17 protein-coding genes are annotated in these 20,755 nt (G+C 28.4%); 6 read left to right on the top strand and 11 right to left on the bottom strand.

Going from position 1 to position 20,755, the window contains the following annotated elements; all coding sequences use genetic code 11:
* The first annotated feature begins 92 nt into the window (after nucleotides 1-92).
* Entirely contained in the window at nucleotides 93-644 is a 552-nt protein-coding gene (locus ACSIGE_RS04670; RefSeq protein WP_440881629.1) for a DinB family protein, read from the top strand.
* A gap of 7 nt (nucleotides 645-651) precedes the next feature.
* Here ACSIGE_RS04670 and ACSIGE_RS04665 read toward each other — a convergent pair whose 3' ends face one another.
* The 9 genes from ACSIGE_RS04665 to ACSIGE_RS04625 form a co-directional block, all read right to left on the bottom strand.
* On the bottom strand, nucleotides 652-1,512 hold the full coding sequence (locus ACSIGE_RS04665) for a hypothetical protein (RefSeq protein ID WP_440881628.1): 861 nt from the start codon (nucleotides 1,510-1,512) through the stop codon (nucleotides 652-654).
* Nucleotides 1,513-1,520: 8 nt separating this feature from the next.
* Complete coding sequence (locus ACSIGE_RS04660; RefSeq protein ID WP_440881627.1) at nucleotides 1,521-2,717, bottom strand: Ig-like domain-containing protein; 1,197 nt, start codon at nucleotides 2,715-2,717, stop codon at nucleotides 1,521-1,523.
* A 113-nt stretch (nucleotides 2,718-2,830) separates the two neighbouring features.
* Nucleotides 2,831-4,465 carry a 2-oxo acid dehydrogenase subunit E2 gene (locus ACSIGE_RS04655; protein WP_440881626.1) on the bottom strand — a complete coding sequence of 545 codons (1,635 nt, stop codon included), beginning with the start codon at nucleotides 4,463-4,465 and terminating at the stop codon, nucleotides 2,831-2,833.
* Between the two features lie 23 nt (nucleotides 4,466-4,488).
* Nucleotides 4,489-5,478: a pyruvate dehydrogenase (acetyl-transferring) E1 component subunit alpha gene (pdhA, locus tag ACSIGE_RS04650; protein ID WP_440881625.1), complete on the bottom strand. Its 990-nt coding sequence runs from the start codon at nucleotides 5,476-5,478 to the stop codon at nucleotides 4,489-4,491.
* Between the two features lie 137 nt (nucleotides 5,479-5,615).
* Nucleotides 5,616-6,287, bottom strand: coding sequence for a hypothetical protein (locus tag ACSIGE_RS04645; RefSeq protein ID WP_440881624.1), 672 nt, complete (start codon nucleotides 6,285-6,287; stop codon nucleotides 5,616-5,618).
* Between the two features lie 95 nt (nucleotides 6,288-6,382).
* Entirely contained in the window at nucleotides 6,383-7,054 is a 672-nt protein-coding gene (locus tag ACSIGE_RS04640) for a M15 family metallopeptidase (protein ID WP_440881623.1), read from the bottom strand.
* An 882-nt stretch (nucleotides 7,055-7,936) separates the two neighbouring features.
* The gene (locus tag ACSIGE_RS04635; RefSeq protein WP_440881622.1) at nucleotides 7,937-9,550 is read right to left on the bottom strand and encodes a PspC domain-containing protein; all 1,614 of its coding nucleotides are present in this window, start codon (nucleotides 9,548-9,550) and stop codon (nucleotides 7,937-7,939) included.
* Complete coding sequence (locus ACSIGE_RS04630) at nucleotides 9,543-9,887, bottom strand: PadR family transcriptional regulator (protein ID WP_440881621.1); 345 nt, start codon at nucleotides 9,885-9,887, stop codon at nucleotides 9,543-9,545. Before ACSIGE_RS04630 ends, ACSIGE_RS04635 begins: the two co-directional genes overlap by 8 nt.
* Nucleotides 9,888-9,907: 20 nt before the next feature.
* The gene (locus tag ACSIGE_RS04625) at nucleotides 9,908-10,336 is read right to left on the bottom strand and encodes a DUF4870 domain-containing protein (protein ID WP_440881620.1); all 429 of its coding nucleotides are present in this window, start codon (nucleotides 10,334-10,336) and stop codon (nucleotides 9,908-9,910) included.
* Nucleotides 10,337-10,931: 595 nt separating this feature from the next.
* Here ACSIGE_RS04625 and ACSIGE_RS04620 point away from each other — a divergent pair.
* Both ACSIGE_RS04620 and ACSIGE_RS04615 read left to right on the top strand, forming a co-directional pair.
* Complete coding sequence (locus ACSIGE_RS04620; protein WP_440881619.1) at nucleotides 10,932-12,122, top strand: leucine-rich repeat domain-containing protein; 1,191 nt, start codon at nucleotides 10,932-10,934, stop codon at nucleotides 12,120-12,122.
* A gap of 141 nt (nucleotides 12,123-12,263) precedes the next feature.
* Nucleotides 12,264-12,719 carry a DUF4442 domain-containing protein gene (locus ACSIGE_RS04615; RefSeq protein WP_440881618.1) on the top strand — a complete coding sequence of 152 codons (456 nt, stop codon included), beginning with the start codon at nucleotides 12,264-12,266 and terminating at the stop codon, nucleotides 12,717-12,719.
* A gap of 407 nt (nucleotides 12,720-13,126) precedes the next feature.
* On the opposite strand, the gene ACSIGE_RS04610 is transcribed toward ACSIGE_RS04615, so the two are convergent.
* The gene (locus tag ACSIGE_RS04610) at nucleotides 13,127-14,494 is read right to left on the bottom strand and encodes a TlpA family protein disulfide reductase (protein ID WP_440881617.1); all 1,368 of its coding nucleotides are present in this window, start codon (nucleotides 14,492-14,494) and stop codon (nucleotides 13,127-13,129) included.
* Between the two features lie 146 nt (nucleotides 14,495-14,640).
* On the bottom strand, nucleotides 14,641-16,056 hold the full coding sequence (locus ACSIGE_RS04605) for a TlpA family protein disulfide reductase (protein WP_440881616.1): 1,416 nt from the start codon (nucleotides 16,054-16,056) through the stop codon (nucleotides 14,641-14,643).
* An 849-nt stretch (nucleotides 16,057-16,905) separates the two neighbouring features.
* Between ACSIGE_RS04605 and ACSIGE_RS04600 the strand changes: the two genes are divergently transcribed.
* The 3 genes from ACSIGE_RS04600 to ACSIGE_RS04590 all read left to right on the top strand — a co-directional run bounded on the left by ACSIGE_RS04600 (nucleotide 16,906) and on the right by ACSIGE_RS04590 (nucleotide 20,167).
* Entirely contained in the window at nucleotides 16,906-17,583 is a 678-nt protein-coding gene (locus tag ACSIGE_RS04600) for a hypothetical protein (RefSeq protein ID WP_440881615.1), read from the top strand.
* Nucleotides 17,584-17,778: 195 nt separating this feature from the next.
* The gene (locus ACSIGE_RS04595) at nucleotides 17,779-18,693 is read left to right on the top strand and encodes a hypothetical protein (protein ID WP_440881614.1); all 915 of its coding nucleotides are present in this window, start codon (nucleotides 17,779-17,781) and stop codon (nucleotides 18,691-18,693) included.
* A 1,012-nt stretch (nucleotides 18,694-19,705) separates the two neighbouring features.
* On the top strand, nucleotides 19,706-20,167 hold the full coding sequence (locus tag ACSIGE_RS04590; protein WP_440881613.1) for a hypothetical protein: 462 nt from the start codon (nucleotides 19,706-19,708) through the stop codon (nucleotides 20,165-20,167).
* Nucleotides 20,168-20,755 lie beyond the last annotated feature (588 nt).

The following is a 20,755-nucleotide window of genomic DNA, read 5'->3' as shown; positions in this document are numbered from 1 at the left end:
TGTCAATTCAAAGTAATTTATTTGAAAAGTATTGATCCTAATCAATATTTATTAAAATAAATATATTCAATTTTGAGAAAAAATAAAAACAGATGACTTTTAACAAAAACGAATTGCTTCATGTGCTTTCGGAGCTTACTTACTCTCATATAGATTATGTGAAGTTTTTGCTACAAGAAAATAGTGAAAGAATCCAATATAAGGTAAATGAAAAATCTTGGTCAGTCATAGAATGTATTGAGCATTTAAATTTATATGCACGATTTTATAATAAAGAAATTAGAAAGGGAATAGAAACATCTAATTTTCCAAGTTCAGATATTTTCAAATCTGGTATTATCGGAGGTAAATTTGCTATGGATATGTTACCCAATGATAAAATGAAGAAAATGAATACCTTTAAAAGTAAAAATCCAATATATTCAAAACTGAATAATGAAAAAGTTCTTTTAGAGTTTTTAGACCTTCAAGATGAGTTAAAAGTACTAATAGAAAAAGCAAGAACAAAAAATTTAACAAAAATTAAAACATCTATTACATTACCATTGCTAAAGTTTCGCTTGGGAGATACCCTTCGTTTTGTGATTTACCACAACGAAAGGCATATTGTCCAAGCTAAAAAAATATATGGAATTAACAACTAGATTGTTTTTATTTTAGATCATAAAAAATTCCAAAAGAATAGGAAGGGTTTGCTGCTATAATTTTTCCTGAAAAGGCAGAGTCAAAAGAAATAGAAGCTCCAATATTTTTTGTGAAATAGTAGGCTGCCTCAAATCCATAACTACTAAACTCTACATTATTTGCAAAAATACTACCATTACTATTGGCTGCATTGAGTGTTCCGTTTTGTAATGATTGTAAAATATTGATTCTTGAGCTTAACCATAATTTTTTTTCTAGTACGTTTACACCAACTTCAAAACCAGCTCTTAGTTCATCAGAGAAACCTTCGGATCTATTATTATAACCTAAATAGGACTTTAAATAAGTTGGTTTTTTGAATAAATTGGTACTATATCCAACAGAAGTAGATAAATATTGATTAAATTCTCCATCTCCAGTTTGATAACTCCCGTCAGATCCGCCTACCGAACTTCCTGAAGGCAACCCTAGAATCAATTTTGCATCTAAGGCCCAGTATCCTTTTTTTAGAAACGCATATCGAATTCCTAAATCTATATCCCCGAAAGAATTAAAAGATTCACCAGATAGGATAGTACTACTATTGGTTCCAGAAATTTGATTGTTTTGTGCTACTCTAGCAAAGAAAGGAATATAGGTAATTATATCTAGTTTATCAGAAAGCCCGTATTCTGCATATAAGTTAGTATTAAATTGAGTTCTGGTAACGTTAGGGTCTAATTTTCCAGTACTTGTAAAGTGTTGATCAGATTGTAGGTACCAAGCTGATAATTTGAAATATCCTTTACCTTTTCCTTTTGACCATTGCGCAAAGCTTTGCATTCCAAGAAAAAGAAAAGTGACTATAATTAATTGTTTTTTGATCATAATAAATGTTATTCTATAATTTCTCCATCTCCAACTTTTACACTGAATGGCTTACACCAGTATAATAAGTGACTAAATTCGTTTATGCTTGTGTTTTCAATAATATAACTGTGTGCTCCATTGAAAACAGCTACTTTTTGTATTTTTTTTGCATTAGCAATTGTATTAGGGTTATTTGTTAAGTATAAATACAATCCAGGAAGTGAGGTAGAGGCTTTATAGTTATTTTCGATTTTTAATTCTAAATTATTCGTTCCAGGTATTTCACTTAACATAAAAGTACCAGTTAATTCATAACTACTGGTAGAACGAATTGTTCCTGATTTTGTATTTACTGCTTTTCCTTGAATATTGAAAGTGTTTGTATCTAAGACTTCTTCTCCGTTAGCGTTTGTGTAAGAAGCTTTAATGGTAACCTTACCTATATTTGTAGCTGTTAAAAAACCTTCTTGATTAATAGACGCAATAGCCTCATTAGAACTGCTCCAACTGACAGATACATCCTTATTTTGTCCTGTATTATCGGTATAAGTAGTAGTGTATTGATGTGTTTCGCCGACCATTAATTTATTTAGTGGGTTGTTAATACTCATCATTTCACCAATTGTGTTTACTGTAAATTCATCTGAAGAGCTTATTTCCTCTCCATTGCTAATTGTTTTCGCAGTTATTGTAACTTTACCTAATCGATTAGCCTTCATCAGTCCTGTTGAAGATATACTTGCAATATTTGAATTTGAACTGGACCATATAATATTTGTATCTTCTTCAACACCAAGGGTATTTATAAAAGTAGTTTGATATTGATGTTCAGTATTTACAATAATATCTTCAATAATATTATTGATGGTTAATGTTTTTTTAAAAGGGATAACAACAATGGTTAAAGAAGTACTTACGTTCTTTCCTTCTGAGTTTATAACTTTTGCTGTTATAATTGCTTTACCAAGACTAACCGCAGTGATTAAACCATTTTCGGAAACATTCAAAATAGAATTATCAGAGCTTGTCCATGTTATTTTTGGTGTTGAAACCACTCCTACGTTATTGGTATATTTAGTTGTTAGTTGATATGTTTTTGTGATGGCTAAATTTTCAATAGGAAAGTTATAGCTTAGTTGTTCATCCACACGATCATCAATAATATCATTTGATATACAGCCAAATAATATTAATACAGTCAATAGGTAATTGATATATCTCATACAAATAGAATATTATTTAGGGTTTAGTCGTGGGTATTTAAAAACATTACAGAAATAAAAAACTCGAAGATGAATTCTTCGAGTTTTAATATAATGATAAATTTATTTTAGAGTTAAGCTAGCATTGTAACTGGGTTCTCTAAATAAGTTTTTAATGTTTGTAAAAATTGAGCCCCGATAGCACCATCTACAGTTCTGTGATCACAAGCTAAAGTTAATTTCATTGTATTACCCACAACGATCTGCCCATTCTTAACAACGGGCTTTTCAATAATAGCTCCCACTGATAGAATAGCTGAATTCGGTTGATTTATAATAGAGGTGAAACTTTCAATTCCAAACATACCTAGGTTGGATACAGTGAAAGTACTTCCTTGCATTTCCTCTAGTTTTATTTTCTTATTTCTTGCTTTTCCTGCTAAATCTTTAACAGAGCTTCCTATTTGAGTTAAACTTAACGCATCTGTATGCTTTACAACAGGAACTACCAAACCTTCATCAACAGCTACGGCAACACCTATATGAATATGACTATGGAATTGAGTAGCATTCTCCGTCCACGAAGTATTTACTTGTGGGTGTTTTTTTAAAGCCATGGCACAAGCTTTTACAATCATATCGTTAAAAGATACTTTGGTATCGGGAATGCTATTTATCTCTTTACGAGAAGCGATAGCGTTAGCCATGTCTATTTCGATGTTTAGATAGAAGTGAGGGGCACTAAATTTAGATGCTGCCAAAGATTTAGCAATGGCTTTACGCATTTGAGAATTTTTCATGTCCTTTGTACCTTCTTGACCCGCAATAGCAAAGTTAGTTACAGAAGGAGCAGAAGTAACTGATTTTTGAGGTGTAACTATTCGAGATACTGGGGTGTAGTTTTCAATATCTTTTTTGATAATACGACCATTTTCACCAGATCCTTGAACATCTGCTAAACTGATTCCTTTATCTTTAGCGATTTTCTTCGCTAAAGGAGATGCAAAAATGCGACCGTTAGAAGAATTGCTTACAGAAGCTTCAACAATAGTTGTCTCTTGATTAGTAGCAATAGTACTTTCTGTCTTTAGTGTTTCTTTTTTAGAAGTTTCAGTTGTAGCTGATAAGTTACCGTCTTTGTGAGCGGTTACTAAGGTGGAAACATCAGTTCCTTTAGCACCAATGATCGCTAATAAACTATCCACAGGGGCACTATCTCCTTCATTAACTCCGATATGCAATAATGTTCCTTCATAAAAAGATTCGAATTCCATTGTTGCCTTATCAGTTTCGATTTCAGCTAGAATATCACCTTCTTCCACTTTATCCCCAACATTTTTTAACCAAGAAGCAACGGTTCCCTCTGTCATGGTATCACTTAAGCGTGGCATCATAACAACTTGAACATCTTGTGGTATCTCAATTGTCGAAGTAGGATTTGTATTTACTTCTTTTTTTGAAGAAGTTTTTTCTTGTTTTTGTTCGTTAGTAGAAATTTGATCTTCTGAAAGCAGGGCAGAAAAGTCCTCTCCTTGCTCTCCGATGATTGCTAAAAGAGTATCTACAGGAGCCGTCTCACCTTCTTTTACACCAATATGAAGTAAAGTACCTTCGTGAAAGGATTCAAATTCCATTGTTGCCTTATCGGTTTCAATTTCAGCTAAAATATCACCTTCTTCCACCTTATCTCCAACATTTTTTAACCATTGTGCCACAACACCTTCTTCCATGGTGTCGCTCAATCGAGGCATATTAATTACTGTAGCCATAATCTAAGAGTTTGTTGGATTTATTATTTTATAAATGGATAATCTTTTTGTTCGTAAACAGCTTCATGTAAGAGGCTTACATCAGGAAAAGGTGATTCTTCTGCGAATTTTTCACAGTCTTTTACCATGTCTTTTACTTCCTTGTCAATTGCTTTAATTTCATCTTCATTGGCATATTTTTTTTCTTTTATTATATCGAGTACTTGGGTAATAGGATCTATTTTTTTATATTCTTCTACTTCGTCTTTTGTACGATAATGTTGTGCATCAGACATTGAATGACCTCTATATCGATAAGTTTTCATTTCAAGAAAAGTAGGTCCATCACCCCTTCGAGCTCTTTGAATAGCTTCATCAACAGCTTCTGCTACTTTTATGGGATTCATGCCATCTACAGGTCCACAAGGCATTTCGTAACCCAGACCAAGCTTCCATATATCGGTATGATTTGCGGTTCTTTCTACAGAAGTACCCATAGCATATCCATTATTTTCTACAATAAAAATAACAGGTAATTTCCAATTCATAGCCATGTTAAAGGTTTCGTGCAAGGATCCTTGACGAGCAGCACCATCACCAAAATAACATAATGTAACAGCATCACTACCTTTATATTTATCTCCAAAAGCAATTCCAGCACCTAAAGGAATTTGTCCTCCGACGATTCCGTGACCACCATAAAAACGATGCTCTTTTGAAAAAATATGCATAGAACCACCTAATCCTTGTGATGTTCCAGTAGCTTTACCGTAAAGTTCAGCCATTACTCTTTTAGGATCTTCTCCCATTCCTATAGGTTGGACATGGTTACGATATGCAGTAATCATTTTATCTTTGGTTAAATCCATTGCATGTAATGATCCTGCTAAGACTGCTTCTTGACCATTATATAAGTGTAAAAAACCTCTTACTTTTTGTTGAATGTAAACAGCTGCTAGCTTATCTTCAAACTTTCTCCAAAATAACATGTTTCTATACCAATTGATATAGGTTTCTTTGGTGATTTCTTTCATTATATATTAGTTGTTTATTAGTTTGTTTGTTTCGCTTAAAAAAACGCAACAACAAAAGTAGTAGTTTTTAATAATTTAAAAAAACATCTAACTAAAAGAAATTCGTGAATATTATTAAAATTTAAAGCACAGGAATATTATTTTTTTTCATCTCGAATAATTACTGCTATAACCTTTGCTCCTTTCGCTAAATTCCACATATTTGAGAGTGCAATTTCATTACTATCGTCAAATAAAGTAAAAGCACCAGTATTAGGTACTAAACGACCTTCGTTTATAGCAACAATTTCAATTCTGTTGATTCCTATTACAAGTGGGACTTTAAGGGTGTGAGTATATTGTTGAAGCGTATAACTTTTTATGATGAGTTCTCCATTTCGATAAACAGAAACCTTGTCTCCATCAATAGCGCCAAAATCTAAAGCATTTATATTTATTTTACTCGAAGTAGTATGGAAACTACCTAAATCTAGATCTGATTGAGGTATTTTAATGTTGTATTGTTCCATTTTCTTTTGAGTTACAATTTTTCTCCTTATTTCAGGGGTTAATATTCCTTTTTTAAGAGATTTTTCTTCTTCATTTTTTTTTCTAAATTGTTCTTGCTGTTTTTTGTGTGCTGTTTTAAAACCAATATCGTCTTTAAAGTCTAAAGATTTTGGTTTCTCTATTTTTTCATTTGAAAGATTAAAGCTGGCACCAGATATCTCTTTTTTTCTGCTACCATTGGAACCGTCCACTTGCCCATAGGTAATTGAAGAAAAAAATAAAGCTACATTAAATATTAAATATTTTAAAAGTATATTCATAATAGTATGTTACAACATAGTGTATTACAACAAATATAGTACCGAATTTTATTTATTGGAAAAATAAAAAATGAAATTAAATGATAAACTATTTATTATTTAATTGGAAAATTAAAATATGTTTTAGGAAAAGGTTCGTTTCTCAAAGTAAAATGCCACCATTCATTTTTGTAGGGTCTAAAGTTGTATTTAGCCATTACTTTTTGTAGTAAAGCTCTGTTTTTTTTCTGTTTTTTGGTTAGTTTTTGATGACTGATGTGAGAAGAAGTACCAAAAAAATCATAGGTACTTCCCATATCCAATTCTTTTTCAGTTTTTATTTCGATTATTGTTAGATCTACAGAGCTACCTCTTGAATGGCCAGATTTTGAGGCAATATATCCTAATTTAAAAAGGCTTGTTTTTTTTATTTCTGGATAAAACTTTGACTTCATTAGTGTGTCATTTATTGAACGAGCCCAACGAACAAAATGATCTACGGCTCTTTGAGGGCGATAAGCATCAAATATTTTGAGTGAGTATCCTTTTTGGATTAACTCTTTTTGAACTTTTTTAAGAGCTTTTGCCGTAGCTGTAGAAGTTATTAAAACATCAAATTCGTACCCCTCAATTGGAATACCTACAAAGTTATTATGATGACAATAGCGAAGTTCTTTTTGTATGCTTGGGGCAATATCTTTTATGTAGGAAAAACCTTTTGGTAATTGTGACCACAGTTTAAATAAAGAAGTTAAAAGTAATATTATTGTTAGAATTCTGATCTTCATCTTAAATTTATATTAGGGGCGGTATGTTTTGCGTATATGAATTAAATTTATTTTTTTCTTTATAAAACTTAAACTTATGTGTTTTTCATGCAGAATATTTAATCAAAATTATAAAAAATATGATTTATTTATGGTTAAATACAGATTTATAATTATTAAACTTTTGTAATCAAAAATAATTGTATTTCAATAAACATGCTGTTAATATTTATAAGAATGAAAATTCTTATTTTACATAGGAGCTTTTATCTGTAATTATAGTATAATCACTACCTTTTGTAAGGCTAGCTTATTTTTTTCGTTTACATGGGTTGTAAAAGATTAAAATAAGATGTACAATCTTTGTTACTATAAATAATCTTAGTGTTATTTAAATTAAAAAGAGGCTTTATTTCTACTTCACTTTTTGAAATAGACATGTGTATTTAAGGTTTATAAAACCTACATTTTTTTTCTTTGAACTTCAATTTAATCTAACTGATAACTTTTTTTATTTACCTAATCGTTTGAAATTAGTTTGGTAAAAAGGGAAATTTAATATTTTGTTCATATTAATTTATTTTTAAAGAATTAATTTGCTAATAGTTAGTTTTTTTAAAAGTTAGATAACCATGAAAAAAACAGTTTATAAAGCAATTTAATTAAATTCATTAGAAATTCACCTTTGAAAAAGAAGTCGAAAAATGCGTCCATAATTTGAAATATTTATTTGTTTTTTAGAGTTGATATTTTATTCTTTGAATAAGAATTTAATTTTTATTAATTAATATTCAAACTTCATTAGAGTGCTATATTTTATAAGTGTTTGATATCTGATTTTTAAAATGTAGCGATAGTAAGTAGTTTACTTAAGTATGTTTGTTAGATTAATTTTGTGTGTTATTAGTATTTTTCTAAATCATTACAATCATTGCATTGAAGACCGTTTGGTGTCATGATAAAAAGATGATTAATCATATCATCAGGCCACATATTCTTTATTTCTTTAAGAAAGGCTTCAGATGATTTTTCAAAATATATAGTTGATCTAAGAGGAAGATAAATTGTTATTTTAACCTTTTCATCCTTATACATATTCTTATATTCATTTAAGAAAAATGAATTAAAAGTGATTATGTTGTTGTTAGAATTAAAACTGTATTTTATACTCGACGCGTTTTTATTGGCATGTTCTCGTTTTCGCCCCTTTGATATTTTTTTAACTTTGATGTAAGCCTTATTAATTTCACTTTTTTTTACATCAATAATTACGTTATTAGAATATTTAGAATCAACATTATTAAAGTTTATATAAATAGCTTTGTTTTTATGGCACAGATTTTCGTTATAGTAGATGTCGTCATTGTTTTTAACTCTGATTATTAATGGGTTTTCAGCATTATAGCTAATATTATGTTTTTTGATATTTATTCCATTATATGCTTTTGAAGCTTGAAATTCAATGGCTGAAAATCCAATACAAAATAATGCGATTAGCCAAATTCCCAATAAGGTCAATCTTAATGAGGTACTAAACTTTTTAATATTAGGAGATAAAATTCGTAAACCCAGCATGAATAGAGCAATAAAAGGCACACCGACTAAAATGAATAAGAATATAGTTAATAACCATTCAGGTATTAATGAATCATAAAAAAAAGGGGGATAGTGAACATAGTCACTGTCTAAGTTTAAAATTTCTAAACTGCCAATGGAGAAAATAGCAAATAGAAAAGCTATCAGCATAGCACCTGAAAAAAGTATTAGGAAGAATCCTATTAACTTTCCAAATACATTAAACAAAGACTGAAGTATTTTACCTAACGTATCTAAAAAATCCTGAATTCCTGATTTAGTTTTATATTTTAATTTCTCATAATCTGCGCTTGAAATTTTATCAGAAAATTCATTAGCTCCATCCTTGAGTTTACTGGAAATATTTTCAAATTCGTTACGAATTTTTTTTTCAATATTATCAATATTGACAGGTTCGCCTTCCATTTGTAATTTTTCAGAAGTTGTCTTGGCCTCTGGGAGTAAAACCCATAAAAGTATATAAACAAGAGGAGAAAAACCACTCGCGATTAAAATGATAAAGGCCAATCGAATCCATATAGTGTCAATACCTATGTAATGACCTAATCCAGAGCAAACACCTCCTAGAAATTTGTCATTACCATCTCTAAAAAGCTTTTTAGAGGTTCGTCTATTACTGTTTTTAGAAGATGAATTATTATCATATTCTTGCTCAAAGTCTGAATAATCTTCTGGCTGTCCCATGATGGTAATGATGACCTCTATATCGTTGTCATTTACTACTTGACGAATATCTGTTATTCTGTCAGATAACAATTCACTTATTCTGGCCTCAATATCCGTAATAATTTCGTCTTTCCCTTGTGGGTCATCACTAAGAGAACTAGCAATGGCGTCTAAATAGTATTTTAATTTTTTATAAGCGGATTCATCTATGTGAAAGAAAAGCCCCCCTAGATTTATGTTAATAGTTTTATTCATTTTCAGTTGATTTTGTACTTGTTATTTGGCTTACAGCATTCTCTAGATTATTCCATGTTTTGTCTAACTCTCTTAGAAAGAGTAGTCCATTTTCTGTTAAAACATAATACTTTCTTGGAGGTCCAGAAGTTGATTCTTCCCATCGATAACTTAATAATCCAGCATTTTTTAGTCTTGTCAATAGAGGATAAATAGTTCCTTCAACGACAATCATTTGAGCATTTTTTAGCGTAGAAAGAATTTCCGAAGTATAGGCATCTCCATTTTTTAAAATAGATAAGATGCAATACTCTAAAACCCCTTTTCGCATTTGTGCTTTTGTGTTTTCTATTTTCATTACGACTAGTTTAAAAATAATTACTTAATAAACTTAATGGTAAGTGGGTATTTATAAAATTCACCGTTATTGGCTTTTATGGCTCCTAAAATGATTAAAGCTACTTTAGAAAATGTTATAATACTGATTAATGAGGCTATTCCTAAAACATTAAAAAAATTATTAAAAAAATAAAAATCATTAAACCCAATACTAATATTCTCTAAAGTAGTCCATATATTTTTAATAATAAAAGAAAAAATAGAGGTTCCAAGGATAAGCATATACAAACTAAAGCTGATATTAAAATTAAGAACTTCTTTACCATGTTCATTCAAGTTGGAACTTTTATCCTTCATAGTTTGCCATATAATCAGTGGTGTAATAACACTACCCAATGGAAATAAATATCCAGTAAATGATGAGATATGTATTAAAAAAGCATTTGTGTTTTCCTTATTATTTTGCATTGTAAGATATTTTATATACTACTTTACAATGCAAATATATGTATAATAAATGGTATTATGCAATACATAGTACTGTTTTTTTTGTTAAATGATTCTTTAGGTGTTTTTTTTATAGTGTGTTTCTCAAACAAGAAGTATAGACTTATTTCCTTTTTCAAGCTTCTTTATTCGTTATGATTAGTAATTAAATTACTTATTTATAGTTTTTTTGTTTTTTATGTATGCAGTTTGTTTTTTGATCTATTAGGTTAATATTTGGTGCCCAAAAAATAAATTAAAATTTAAAAATTATTGAATATATGTCTGTCTTTTATAGTGTTATGAGAATTCAGCTATTCTTAGCTAAATTCTCATAACATCTCGGATAGTTTCTTTATTTAGAATAATAATTATGATTTATTAGATGTATTAGGCTTGAAATTTTCTTTTAGTTCTGAACTTTTCATTTATAATGCCTATATTGAAAACTCCTTCTTACGAGTTTATTCATTTTTAATTATTGCTTTAGAAGTAATATTGCCTTCTTACATTCGATATGTCCCGATTAATATGAATAATTTTTGATCGGTATCTAACAATATAAATTTAACCAAATATGAATAAAAAAAAACTAACCATAATTTTATTAATTACGATAATAAGTACTGGCTTTACCCAAGATAAAGAGGTAGTTGAAATTTATGACCCTAATTTTAAAAACATATTATTGCAATCGTCAGTAAACAGAAATAAAGATCAGGAAATTGATGTGTCGGAGGCAATGAATTTTGTTAATTTGGATATTAGTAACCAAAATATTTCATCCCTTCTTGGTATTGAAGCGTTCTCAAACTTAAAGCATTTAGATTTTTCAGGTAATAACGTAAAAGTATTAGATTTAAGCCGTAATCAGAATCTAGAGTTATTGGTGGGGGACAATAATTTACTTGTATATTTAGAAATAAGGCACAACAGTAAATTAAGACATATATCTTGTAGAGGAAATAAGTTAACTTTTATAAACTTGCCTGACTCTGATGATTTGGAATATTTGAAATTGAGTGATAATGACCTTTTTCAGCTTGATATTTCAGCTTTGGTAGGTTTAACTAAGTTGCATATATCTCACAACAATTTAGTTCATTTAAATATCAATAACAATACAAATCTAAATGAAGTTTTGTGTGATAATAATCAGCTGGATAATTTAGATATTCGTAATAATTTAAATTTAAAGAAACTCGATTGTAGTTACAATAGTATTTTAAACTTAGATATCAGAGCTCACAAAGCTCTTAAAGTTTTAAGTTGTAATAATAATAACTTAGAGTCTCTAAAAATTAACTATCTAGGAAGTATTGGTATGGATTTGCAAACAATGGACGCTTCCTCTAATAGAGCACTTTATTTTATATATACTAATATACCTGAACAAGCTAAGATAGCTGAAAGTCGACGATTCTTTTTAATAGACCCTCAAGTAAGATTTATAAAGCATGGTAATGATGAAACAATCTATGAAGTAGATTCATTTAATAGGACTCCGTATAAAATAGTTTGCTCTATCACTAATTATCGAATATGTTTTAATTCGGTTAGAGATATTAATAGTATTCATATTGAGATATATGGTTTAAATGGTACGGTTATTTTAGGAAAGACTTTATTGAATAAACAACAGGTTAGGATTTGTAATGCATTAGATCCTGGTATTTATATTGCTGTTTTCTATATTGAAGGTGTTAGTGTAAGAAAATTGTTTAAAATAGATTATCAAAATAATGGGGGTATTATTAAAGTCGATTAGGAATACTTGTTTCTATAAATTATACGATGACTTCTAAAATTGACTTTATTTTGTTTTATATATTTGAGTGTTTGTTTTAGAATAAAGTCTTTCAATATTAAAAAATAAAAAAGTCTTCGAATTATTAAAAATACACTTTAAATGAGCTTTACATCAAAAAAAATAAATATTTTTTTACTTTTTAAGTTGCCTGCTGCTTATTTTACCGGTATCAGAGTAAAGAGCATAACTGCTAAATGTTCGGTTGTAGTAGTGCGGCATCGATGGATTAATCAGAATCCTTTTAAATCGATCTTTTGGGCTGTTCAGGGGATGGCTTCTGAACTTACAACAGGGATTTTAGTAATGAAGGCTATTAAAGATTCAGGAAAAAATATATCCATGTTGGTGACTAAAATGAATGCAATCTTTACAAAAAAAGCAACCGGTAAAGTGTATTTCAAATGTGTTGAAGGTGAGTTAATTAAAAATGCAATAAGAAAAGCTATTGAAACAGGAGAAGGACAGACTATAACAGTAAAATCAGAAGGGGTAAATGAGAAAGGTGATTTGGTTTCTAGCTTTGAATATGAATGGAGCTTGAAATTGAAATCTTAAAATTCAATTACAGTGAAATAAATAAAACTATTTTATTACAATGCACCTTAGATTAATTATTGAATTTACGCATAAGAAATGTAGTTTATAGAGATTGAGCTATATCCAGATACAAGAGTTGTTTCAGCAAGTAGGAGTTTTATGATGATGGGTTTAGATATTAAAATGAATATTAATTTTAAGTATGGTTCTTAATAAAGAAAAAGAATTTTAACAGAAGACAGTTCATTTATGGTTTTATTTTAAATAAAGATTTCGTTAAAAGGTGAGTATCTTTTTATTTCCTTATTCAGGTAAAAGAATTCGGTAATATTATTGATGGAGATAATAGTTTTTAAAAAAGAAAGGTATTGGAGAGAATATTTTGTATTCAATCAAATACCTTCCTTAGTCTATAAGTGTTATAATTAAATATCTAGGCTGTTGATTAAGTTTTCTAGCTTATCGCCTTCAGAAGGTCTCGGGGCATTGGGAGTTACAATTTTTCCCTCTGGGTCTAATATTATAAATCTAGGGAGTCCTTCTATTGCATATTTTTGGAAAAATTCTGATTCCATTGCATTATCGGAAAACAACTGATGTCCTGACTGTTCATTCTTTATGATGGTTCTTTTCCATTTTTCAAAATCATTTTGATTATCGGCACTGATACCAATGAATTCAATGTTTTTGTCATGATATAAAACTTCATATCTTTTGAGTAGCGGGATTTCTCTTGCACAATATCCACACCATGTTGCCCATATATCAATAAATAAATATTTTCCATTGTTTAAAAAGTCGTCTAAAGAGCTTGTGCCTCCATCAAAATTTTGATAATCGTAAAATTTAGGAGAAGTTTTTCCTTTAGCTGTAAGCTTTAATATATTGTATTTGTCTGTGATTTTAGAATTGTAATGTTCGTTAGATGAATTTTGTATATAGAAGTTGAAGTATTCTTCAAGCTTATCAGTGTATGTTATAGCTGTTTCTCCTTTTTTAAAAAATAGATCATTTATTATTAGGCTGTCTTTAACGTTTTTCGTGATTGTTTCTAAATAGCCTAGGTACAGAGATTCTTTTCTGTTTGATTTTCTTGTTAAAGATTCTTCTATAATTTTTCTATATGAGAAAAAATCCTTGTAGTCTTCCGTATTATTAAAACCAATAGGAGGGTAGTTGTCATAAAAGGTATTAGAAACGGTAAATTCATCAGAGTCAATCAAAGTTCTGTGGTTGTCTTGGTAATTATTAATATTTCTAATGATTTCATAATCAATACCTCTTAATTCTTTTTTCTGAAAATTTTCAGGAAAATTATTTGAAATACATAATTCAGTAAGACTATTTTTATAACGCTCCATGGTCTGAGTAAATAATTCTTCATCATATTTGAATAATGTATATGCAGATATAATAACTGATGAATGAAGTTTGCTTTTATCAATAAAGTATTTGTTAATTGGAGCATTAGTTCCTTCAAAAGTTGTATTTTTTACATTTTTAAAATTTGTTTGAATTTTAATGTCATCTGTTTTTGTTAGATAAAGTTTAATAGTTTTTGAACTGTTAAATACTATATTGTAATATCCTGTTCTTGGTATTCTTAATGTGTCAATGAAGTTACCGTTTTTTGAGTCAATTTCAATTTCTTTTTCAAAATTGAAACCTGTTAATCTCATTCTTTTTCTTTTAGTGTTTTTAACATTTCCACTAATGATTAGATAGTCTTTTTCTATCGGTTTAGAGCAAGAAATAATAAGAGTTAATAATAATAGTTTTGAAAAAAAATTCATTTTTAAATTAGGTTTAGGGGAGTTTTAAATTAAATATTACTTAAAGTATTTTAACGCTACTAAGAGCGTAAAATTTTCAATATATGATTTTTTTGCCAAAAAAAAAACCGCTAGGTAGCGGTTTTAATATTTTAGATAGATGTTTTTTATATACTTATTCCAATTTCTTCAAACATTTTAGTTAGTTTTGGACCGTCTGAAGGCCTTGGAGCATTGGGGCTAATTATATTTCCTTCAGGATCAACTAAAATAAACCTTGGAAGCCCTTTAATAGCAAACTTTTTAATGAAGTCAGAACCGAAAGATTTATCTGCAAATAATTGAACTCCGCCCATCTCTTTTTGTTCAATTGTCTCCTTCCACTTGCTTTTTGCATTAATATTATCTACACTAATACTTACAAATTCAATATTTTCATCATGGTATTGTAATTCTAATCTTTTTAAGAGAGGGGTTTCTCTTTTGCAGAAACTACACCAAGTAGCCCATACATCAATATATAAATATTTTCCAGAACTTAGAAGATCATCCATAGAAGTTGTTCCTCCTTCTATATTTTCATAATTTTCAAATTTAGGACAAGGCATACCTTTTGCTGTCAATTTTAATGAATTATATATTTCAGTCATCCTATCTTTTTGTGCTTTATTGCTAGAGAAAGCCATATACTTTCTGTAGTATCCTTCTAAGTTATCTGTATAGGTAATTCCTTTTTGTGCCTGATCAAATAAAAGATTGTTTTTTACAATACTATCGGAAACTTCTGTATGTACTGTTTCTAAATAGTTGAGTGCTATGTCTGTATCTTCTGTTGACTTTTCGTCAGCTAACCTTTGGATTTCATCCTTAACAATATTTTGATAAAAGGTAAAATCTTGATAATCTTCTCCTTCGTTAAAATTTATTTTATCTGATACAGAGGGGAAATTACCTGAAGGACTGTATTCTTCATCTCCACTTAAAGCAGGGTAATAGCTAGGGTAATAATATAAGTTTCTTAGGTATTCATACTCTATATTTTTAGTTTCTTTTTTAATAAACGCTTCTGGTAGTTGACTATTTGTTAAAAGTTTTGAGAGAGATTCTTTATAGCCATTGAGTATCGTTAAAAAATCAGTTTCTTCTTTGGTGAGTAATTCTCGTAAGGTTATTACTTCTTCGGCAAATATTTCCTTTTTATCTAAAAAATATTTACCCGTAACGCCATTAACTCCTTCAAAAGTTATTGCATCTGGATTCTTATAATCTAATGTAATTTTTAGATCTTCTGTTTTAGTCAAGAAAATATCGAATCTTCTTTTATTTACTACTATTTTATAGTAACCATCTCTGTTCAGACGTATTGTATCGAGAAATGTTTTCGCTTTTTTATCAAAAAGTATCTTTTTTTCAAAGTCAAAACCCTCTAATTTTATATCTCTTCTTTTAAAATTATCAATCGTGCCAGATAAAACCAGATAATCCTTTATAGGTTCTTCTTTCGTATATGAAAGCATAATACCGCCTACGAGGGCTGAAATTATAATACCTCCTGTGAGGGCTAAAAGTACTATTTTTTTCATTCTTAATTATTTAGGAAATTTAGTGTTTAAAAAATCGAAATTACTTTATTTAGTTTTTTTTTCAAAGAAATTACCAAAAAATTTCAATTTATAGAGTATTAGACATTATGTAAAAAACATCTAAAAATCATTTAAAAGATATTATTGTGTTTTTTGCATAATATACTAAAAATCAATCATAAAAATAAAAAAAAACTAATAATTTTTTATTAGTTTTTTTTACGATCTTCTTAAAAGCAATTATTCCCACAAATTTGGCTTAAATAGTAAAATATTTCCATCTAATTAATATTTTAATTAATATATTGTTATGATTCAAATATTGTGCCATAAAAATATAGGATTAAATAAAATGAATGGTAAGTTGTGGTGGTTATTAAATATTATGTTTTGTCGTAAAGTTAAGAGGGAGCATCAAAAAGAAGCTCCCTTCACTAATCACTTAAAAAACCCTTCTTACAAATTTATAAGTCTAATAGTAACACAAAAAAATAAAAAAGGAGGTAAATAAGCAATACGTATTTCTACTGAAAAAAAATAGGGTTTTTACTTAGTTTTGGGTTTTTTAGACAGGTTTTAATAGTTTTTATAGTTAGAAGATTTGTTTTTGTAATTCTATGATATGGTATCAGTTTCTTCAAAAACTATGAATATGCTAAATTGTAATGAGAGTTAAAATAAATATGATTTGGTAATGATGATCTTTTTTAAAAGTTAATCTCTTACTGTATAAAAGTTTTTATAAAAAACCAATTTTAGATTAAAACAAATTTAAAAAATATAGTAATGAAATTAAAGAGTCAATCTCAGTATTAATCACGAGATTTCGAGAAATTAAATTTGTAAATAATGGAAAGTAAAAAGAAAGAATTTGAAGGAATCGCCACAGTAAATAAAGATTTATTGGGTTTAAAAGTAGTTGAAGGAATAAAAAAAATACCTTGGACTATTGTTGGTTGTAGGGAAGGAGAGTTAGGAGTAGAATATCAGATTGAGTTTGCAGGGCTTACGAAAAAATGGATAAAGGGAAATGACCCTAATTGGTCAATTCATGAGGAAGATTCAGAATCAATAACTCAACAGGAACGGGATATAGCGAAATTAATAGATGACCGTATTATTGATAACATACCTGGATCTCTAGACGACTTTGAAAGTAATTTAATAGAAATGGCAGATATTCATGTTTCAAAATCAGGAGCTTGGACAGGTGGAGCATCAGACTGTGTAGCGGTTGGCGGATTTTCAGAAGAAAAAGTAATGCTCGTTCATGCTGATAGAACTAGCACGTTACTTGCAAAAAGGATAATTAATAAGGCGCCTATTATTTATTTGGCTTCTGAAGTTTTTTTTAAAGGTGGTGAAAAAGCAGTTAAGAATGGAAATGTTATAGAAATAATTAAAATGATTATCGAAGCTAAAAAAGAATTCAATGTTTTTAAGTCTAAGCAACTTGCAATATCTCCTGAAGGAAAAGTTTTTACAAGTTTTGTACCTAAGAGAAAAAAGAGATTCATAAATGGTTAGTTTATGGCCTATTTCTAGAGCTTTTATTTTAAATAATTTTGCTTGTTTTCTTTGTTTAATTAACAAAAAAAGAAAATTATACTTAATACTTAAAAAAGTAAAGCCTGTGACTTTAGTCACAGGCTTTACTTTTTTAATTTCATTTCTTTGTAAGGATAATAGATGTATTTTTCTACTAAAAATAAAATTAAAAAAATGAAATTATCAAGGTTGCTATTAGGGATAAAGTCACCAGAGAAGACTTTAGATTATTATATAAGACAGCTTGGAATGAGGTTGTTAGAGACTAAAACGTTTGAAGGGAAATCAAGATATGTTCTTAGTTTTCCTGATAATGTTAATACCGTTTCCTTAGAACTTCATCACGATATACTAAATAATGAAGAAGATGAGGTTTATGAAGAAACAGGATATGATAATTATTGGAAATATAGCTTGTTTGTAGATAATATTGAAGAGGTTTATAGATCTTTAAATCCTAAATTTGTAAAGGGAGTGCCTTTTCAGTTTAAAGATATTGGTTACTTGATGCATACAAGAGATACAGAGAATTATAGTATTGAGTACATTCAAAAATTTTTTAAAAATAACAGTACACCAACTACGACTATAGAATCTCTGCCACTTAAAGAAATACCAGTATTTGGGCTTATAACATTGAGAACAAAAGATCCTTTAAAATCAATTAAATTTTATGAACATCTTTTTGAGTTAAAACTTTTAGTAAGGATGTACGTAGATCATGGAAACGGAAGAGGGTTTACACTCTATTTTTTAGGGTCTAAGCATCTTCAGCCTCCTAATGAACTAGATCTAGATGCAATTGAAAATAGAGAGTGGATGTACCAGCAAAAAGAATCTTTTATTGAGTTACAGTATTATTGGGGGTCAGAACAAGATTTTAACTTGGAATATACGGATAGATCTGATAAAGCAGTAGGTTTAAAAGGGATTGTTTTTGAAACAAGTGATTTGAATGACGTCATTTTAAAATTAAGACGTTCAAATATTTCGACAACTAAACAAGAAGAGGAAATTTCACAAGAAAAAATTCTTTTTTTACGAAGTCCCGACAATCAAAAGATTATTATAAGAGAGGCTAGAGATTAAAATAGAAAACTAAAAAAAATACTACACTTAATAAATAATTCAAAACAAAAAAGAAAGGAGTTTTACTCCTTTCTTTATTAAAATACGAATAAAAACCCTTCTAAAATTTAATCGCCTTTTTAATTAATTCAAAACTTTTAATTAGTTTCTTAAACAAATACATTAGAGGAAAACAACACATTAACATTTAGAGTGAAAAGTATGAAGTTATGATGTTTTGTTAATATGAATAAACCTCAAAACGCATGCTCAAAGATGCGGTAATAAAATGAGGCTAAAAATAGATAGAGTTACTAAATAAAAATAGGATCAACCATTAAAAAAAAGAGGAAAGTACTATTTTTTTTTAAGTGTTTTCCTGTTAATTATTGGCTTTGTATATATTTAAATGATTATGCTAAAGAGGACAAACAAAGTTTAAGGAATGTAATTTTAATCAAAGCTATTACTAAGGCATTATGTGTATGCGGTTAAAAAATGTGGTGACAAAAATTAAAAGTTGTTTTCATTTTTATATGAGATTCATAGTACATTATAAAATTATTAATTGTATAGCTTTTCTATAAACCAAGTTGTTGGTAATCATTTATTTTAAGGGTTTTAGACCAAAAAAATTAATAGGTAGAAGAAATTTCAGAAGACTAAAACACACTAAAACGTTTTTAGATTCATGTGGTTTGCTATCGTAAGATTTTGTTAATGTTGGATCAATAAAGAAATAATTTATAAAGGGGAATTTCACTCGTAAAATTTAAAAAATGTAAATTCTTAAAATAAGATCTATATTTTCAATGTAACATTTTATTCAATAACTTTAATAAATTTAGTAAGTAGGTTTAATTAGTAAAATTATAATACTTAAAACATAATTAGTAGTTAATTTTTGATTTTGTAGATAGTTTTATTAATCGATTTTAATTATCGTTTTCTTTAATAAACGTGAAATATATTGCTGGAATTTATATTAAAATAATATTTTATTATAAATTGTAGATAACCAAATGAGTAAAATATGAAAATTAAGCTTAACGTAGAAAAATGTATAGAAATTGAAAAAGATGGAATTTTCAAAGAAAAAAAAGTGGAAGCATATTTATTAATAGTAACTTTAATACCGTCAGAAGAAGAAACTCAAGTCTACTTAGAAAATTCTCTTTTCAAGAATGCCATTTTTTTAGAGTACAACAAAGCGCATAAAAATAAGGATGGAGCTCTTGTTATTGATCAAAAAATAGAAGAAAAAAACAAAAAAATTTCAATTAGTGATGTATTTGAAAACAAAAAAATTTCTTTTAAAGCTTACAGTATTTCAAGATTGTTAGAGCTAAGGCAATTAATTTTAGATGCAGGAGGTTGTTTTATGAATACAGTAAGCGCTTTCAAAAGTCTTGAAATGGGCGAAGAGTATAATTTTAATAAGAAGTTAGATGCAGAGAACAAAACAGAAGCTTTTTTTGTTAAGGGAGTTTCATAGCTGTTTTTAGAGTTCTTATATTCTTGGAAACAAATGTAAAAAGCTCCCTAAGGAAGGAGCTTTTTGCGATTTGAAAAAGTATAATATTTAGTGGGATATATTATACAAGAATAGAACAGTTATATTACTTTAAACCCTAAAAAAAAGTGTTTTTATAATTTGAATCTAGCAGTTTACTTTTTTTAGTATTTTGAATATGAATATTCTTTTTTTATTATTTTATATATTGTTTTGGACTTAATAAAAAAATGACAAGAGAGTCATTACCTCCTTTGAATGTTGAATTGTTGTTTGTGTTTAATATTTTAGAATAGGAAAATAAAAATTATTTAAAAATACTTTAAGAGATTTTTTTTATCAGGTAGTAATTTATTTTGTTTTACTCTTTTTAGGGTTATTGATAATAAATGAAATTTTAGTTATTATTTTTCAAATGACTTTCAAAAAAATAAAAAATGGCAGGCTAAATTTTTCAGAATGGGAATTTTCTTTAACCTACCATTAATAACAAAAAGGATATCTTATATTGATACAACCCAACCTAATCTTATTAGGAAAGATATCATATTACAATTTTTCATTCGATGA

The sequence above is a fragment of the Tenacibaculum profundi genome (assembly GCF_052050075.1).
Taxonomy (GTDB): Bacteria; Bacteroidota; Bacteroidia; order Flavobacteriales; family Flavobacteriaceae; genus Polaribacter.
The sequence above is the reverse complement of the archived record's forward strand: the minus strand, read 5'-3'. Positions and strand labels throughout refer to the sequence as shown.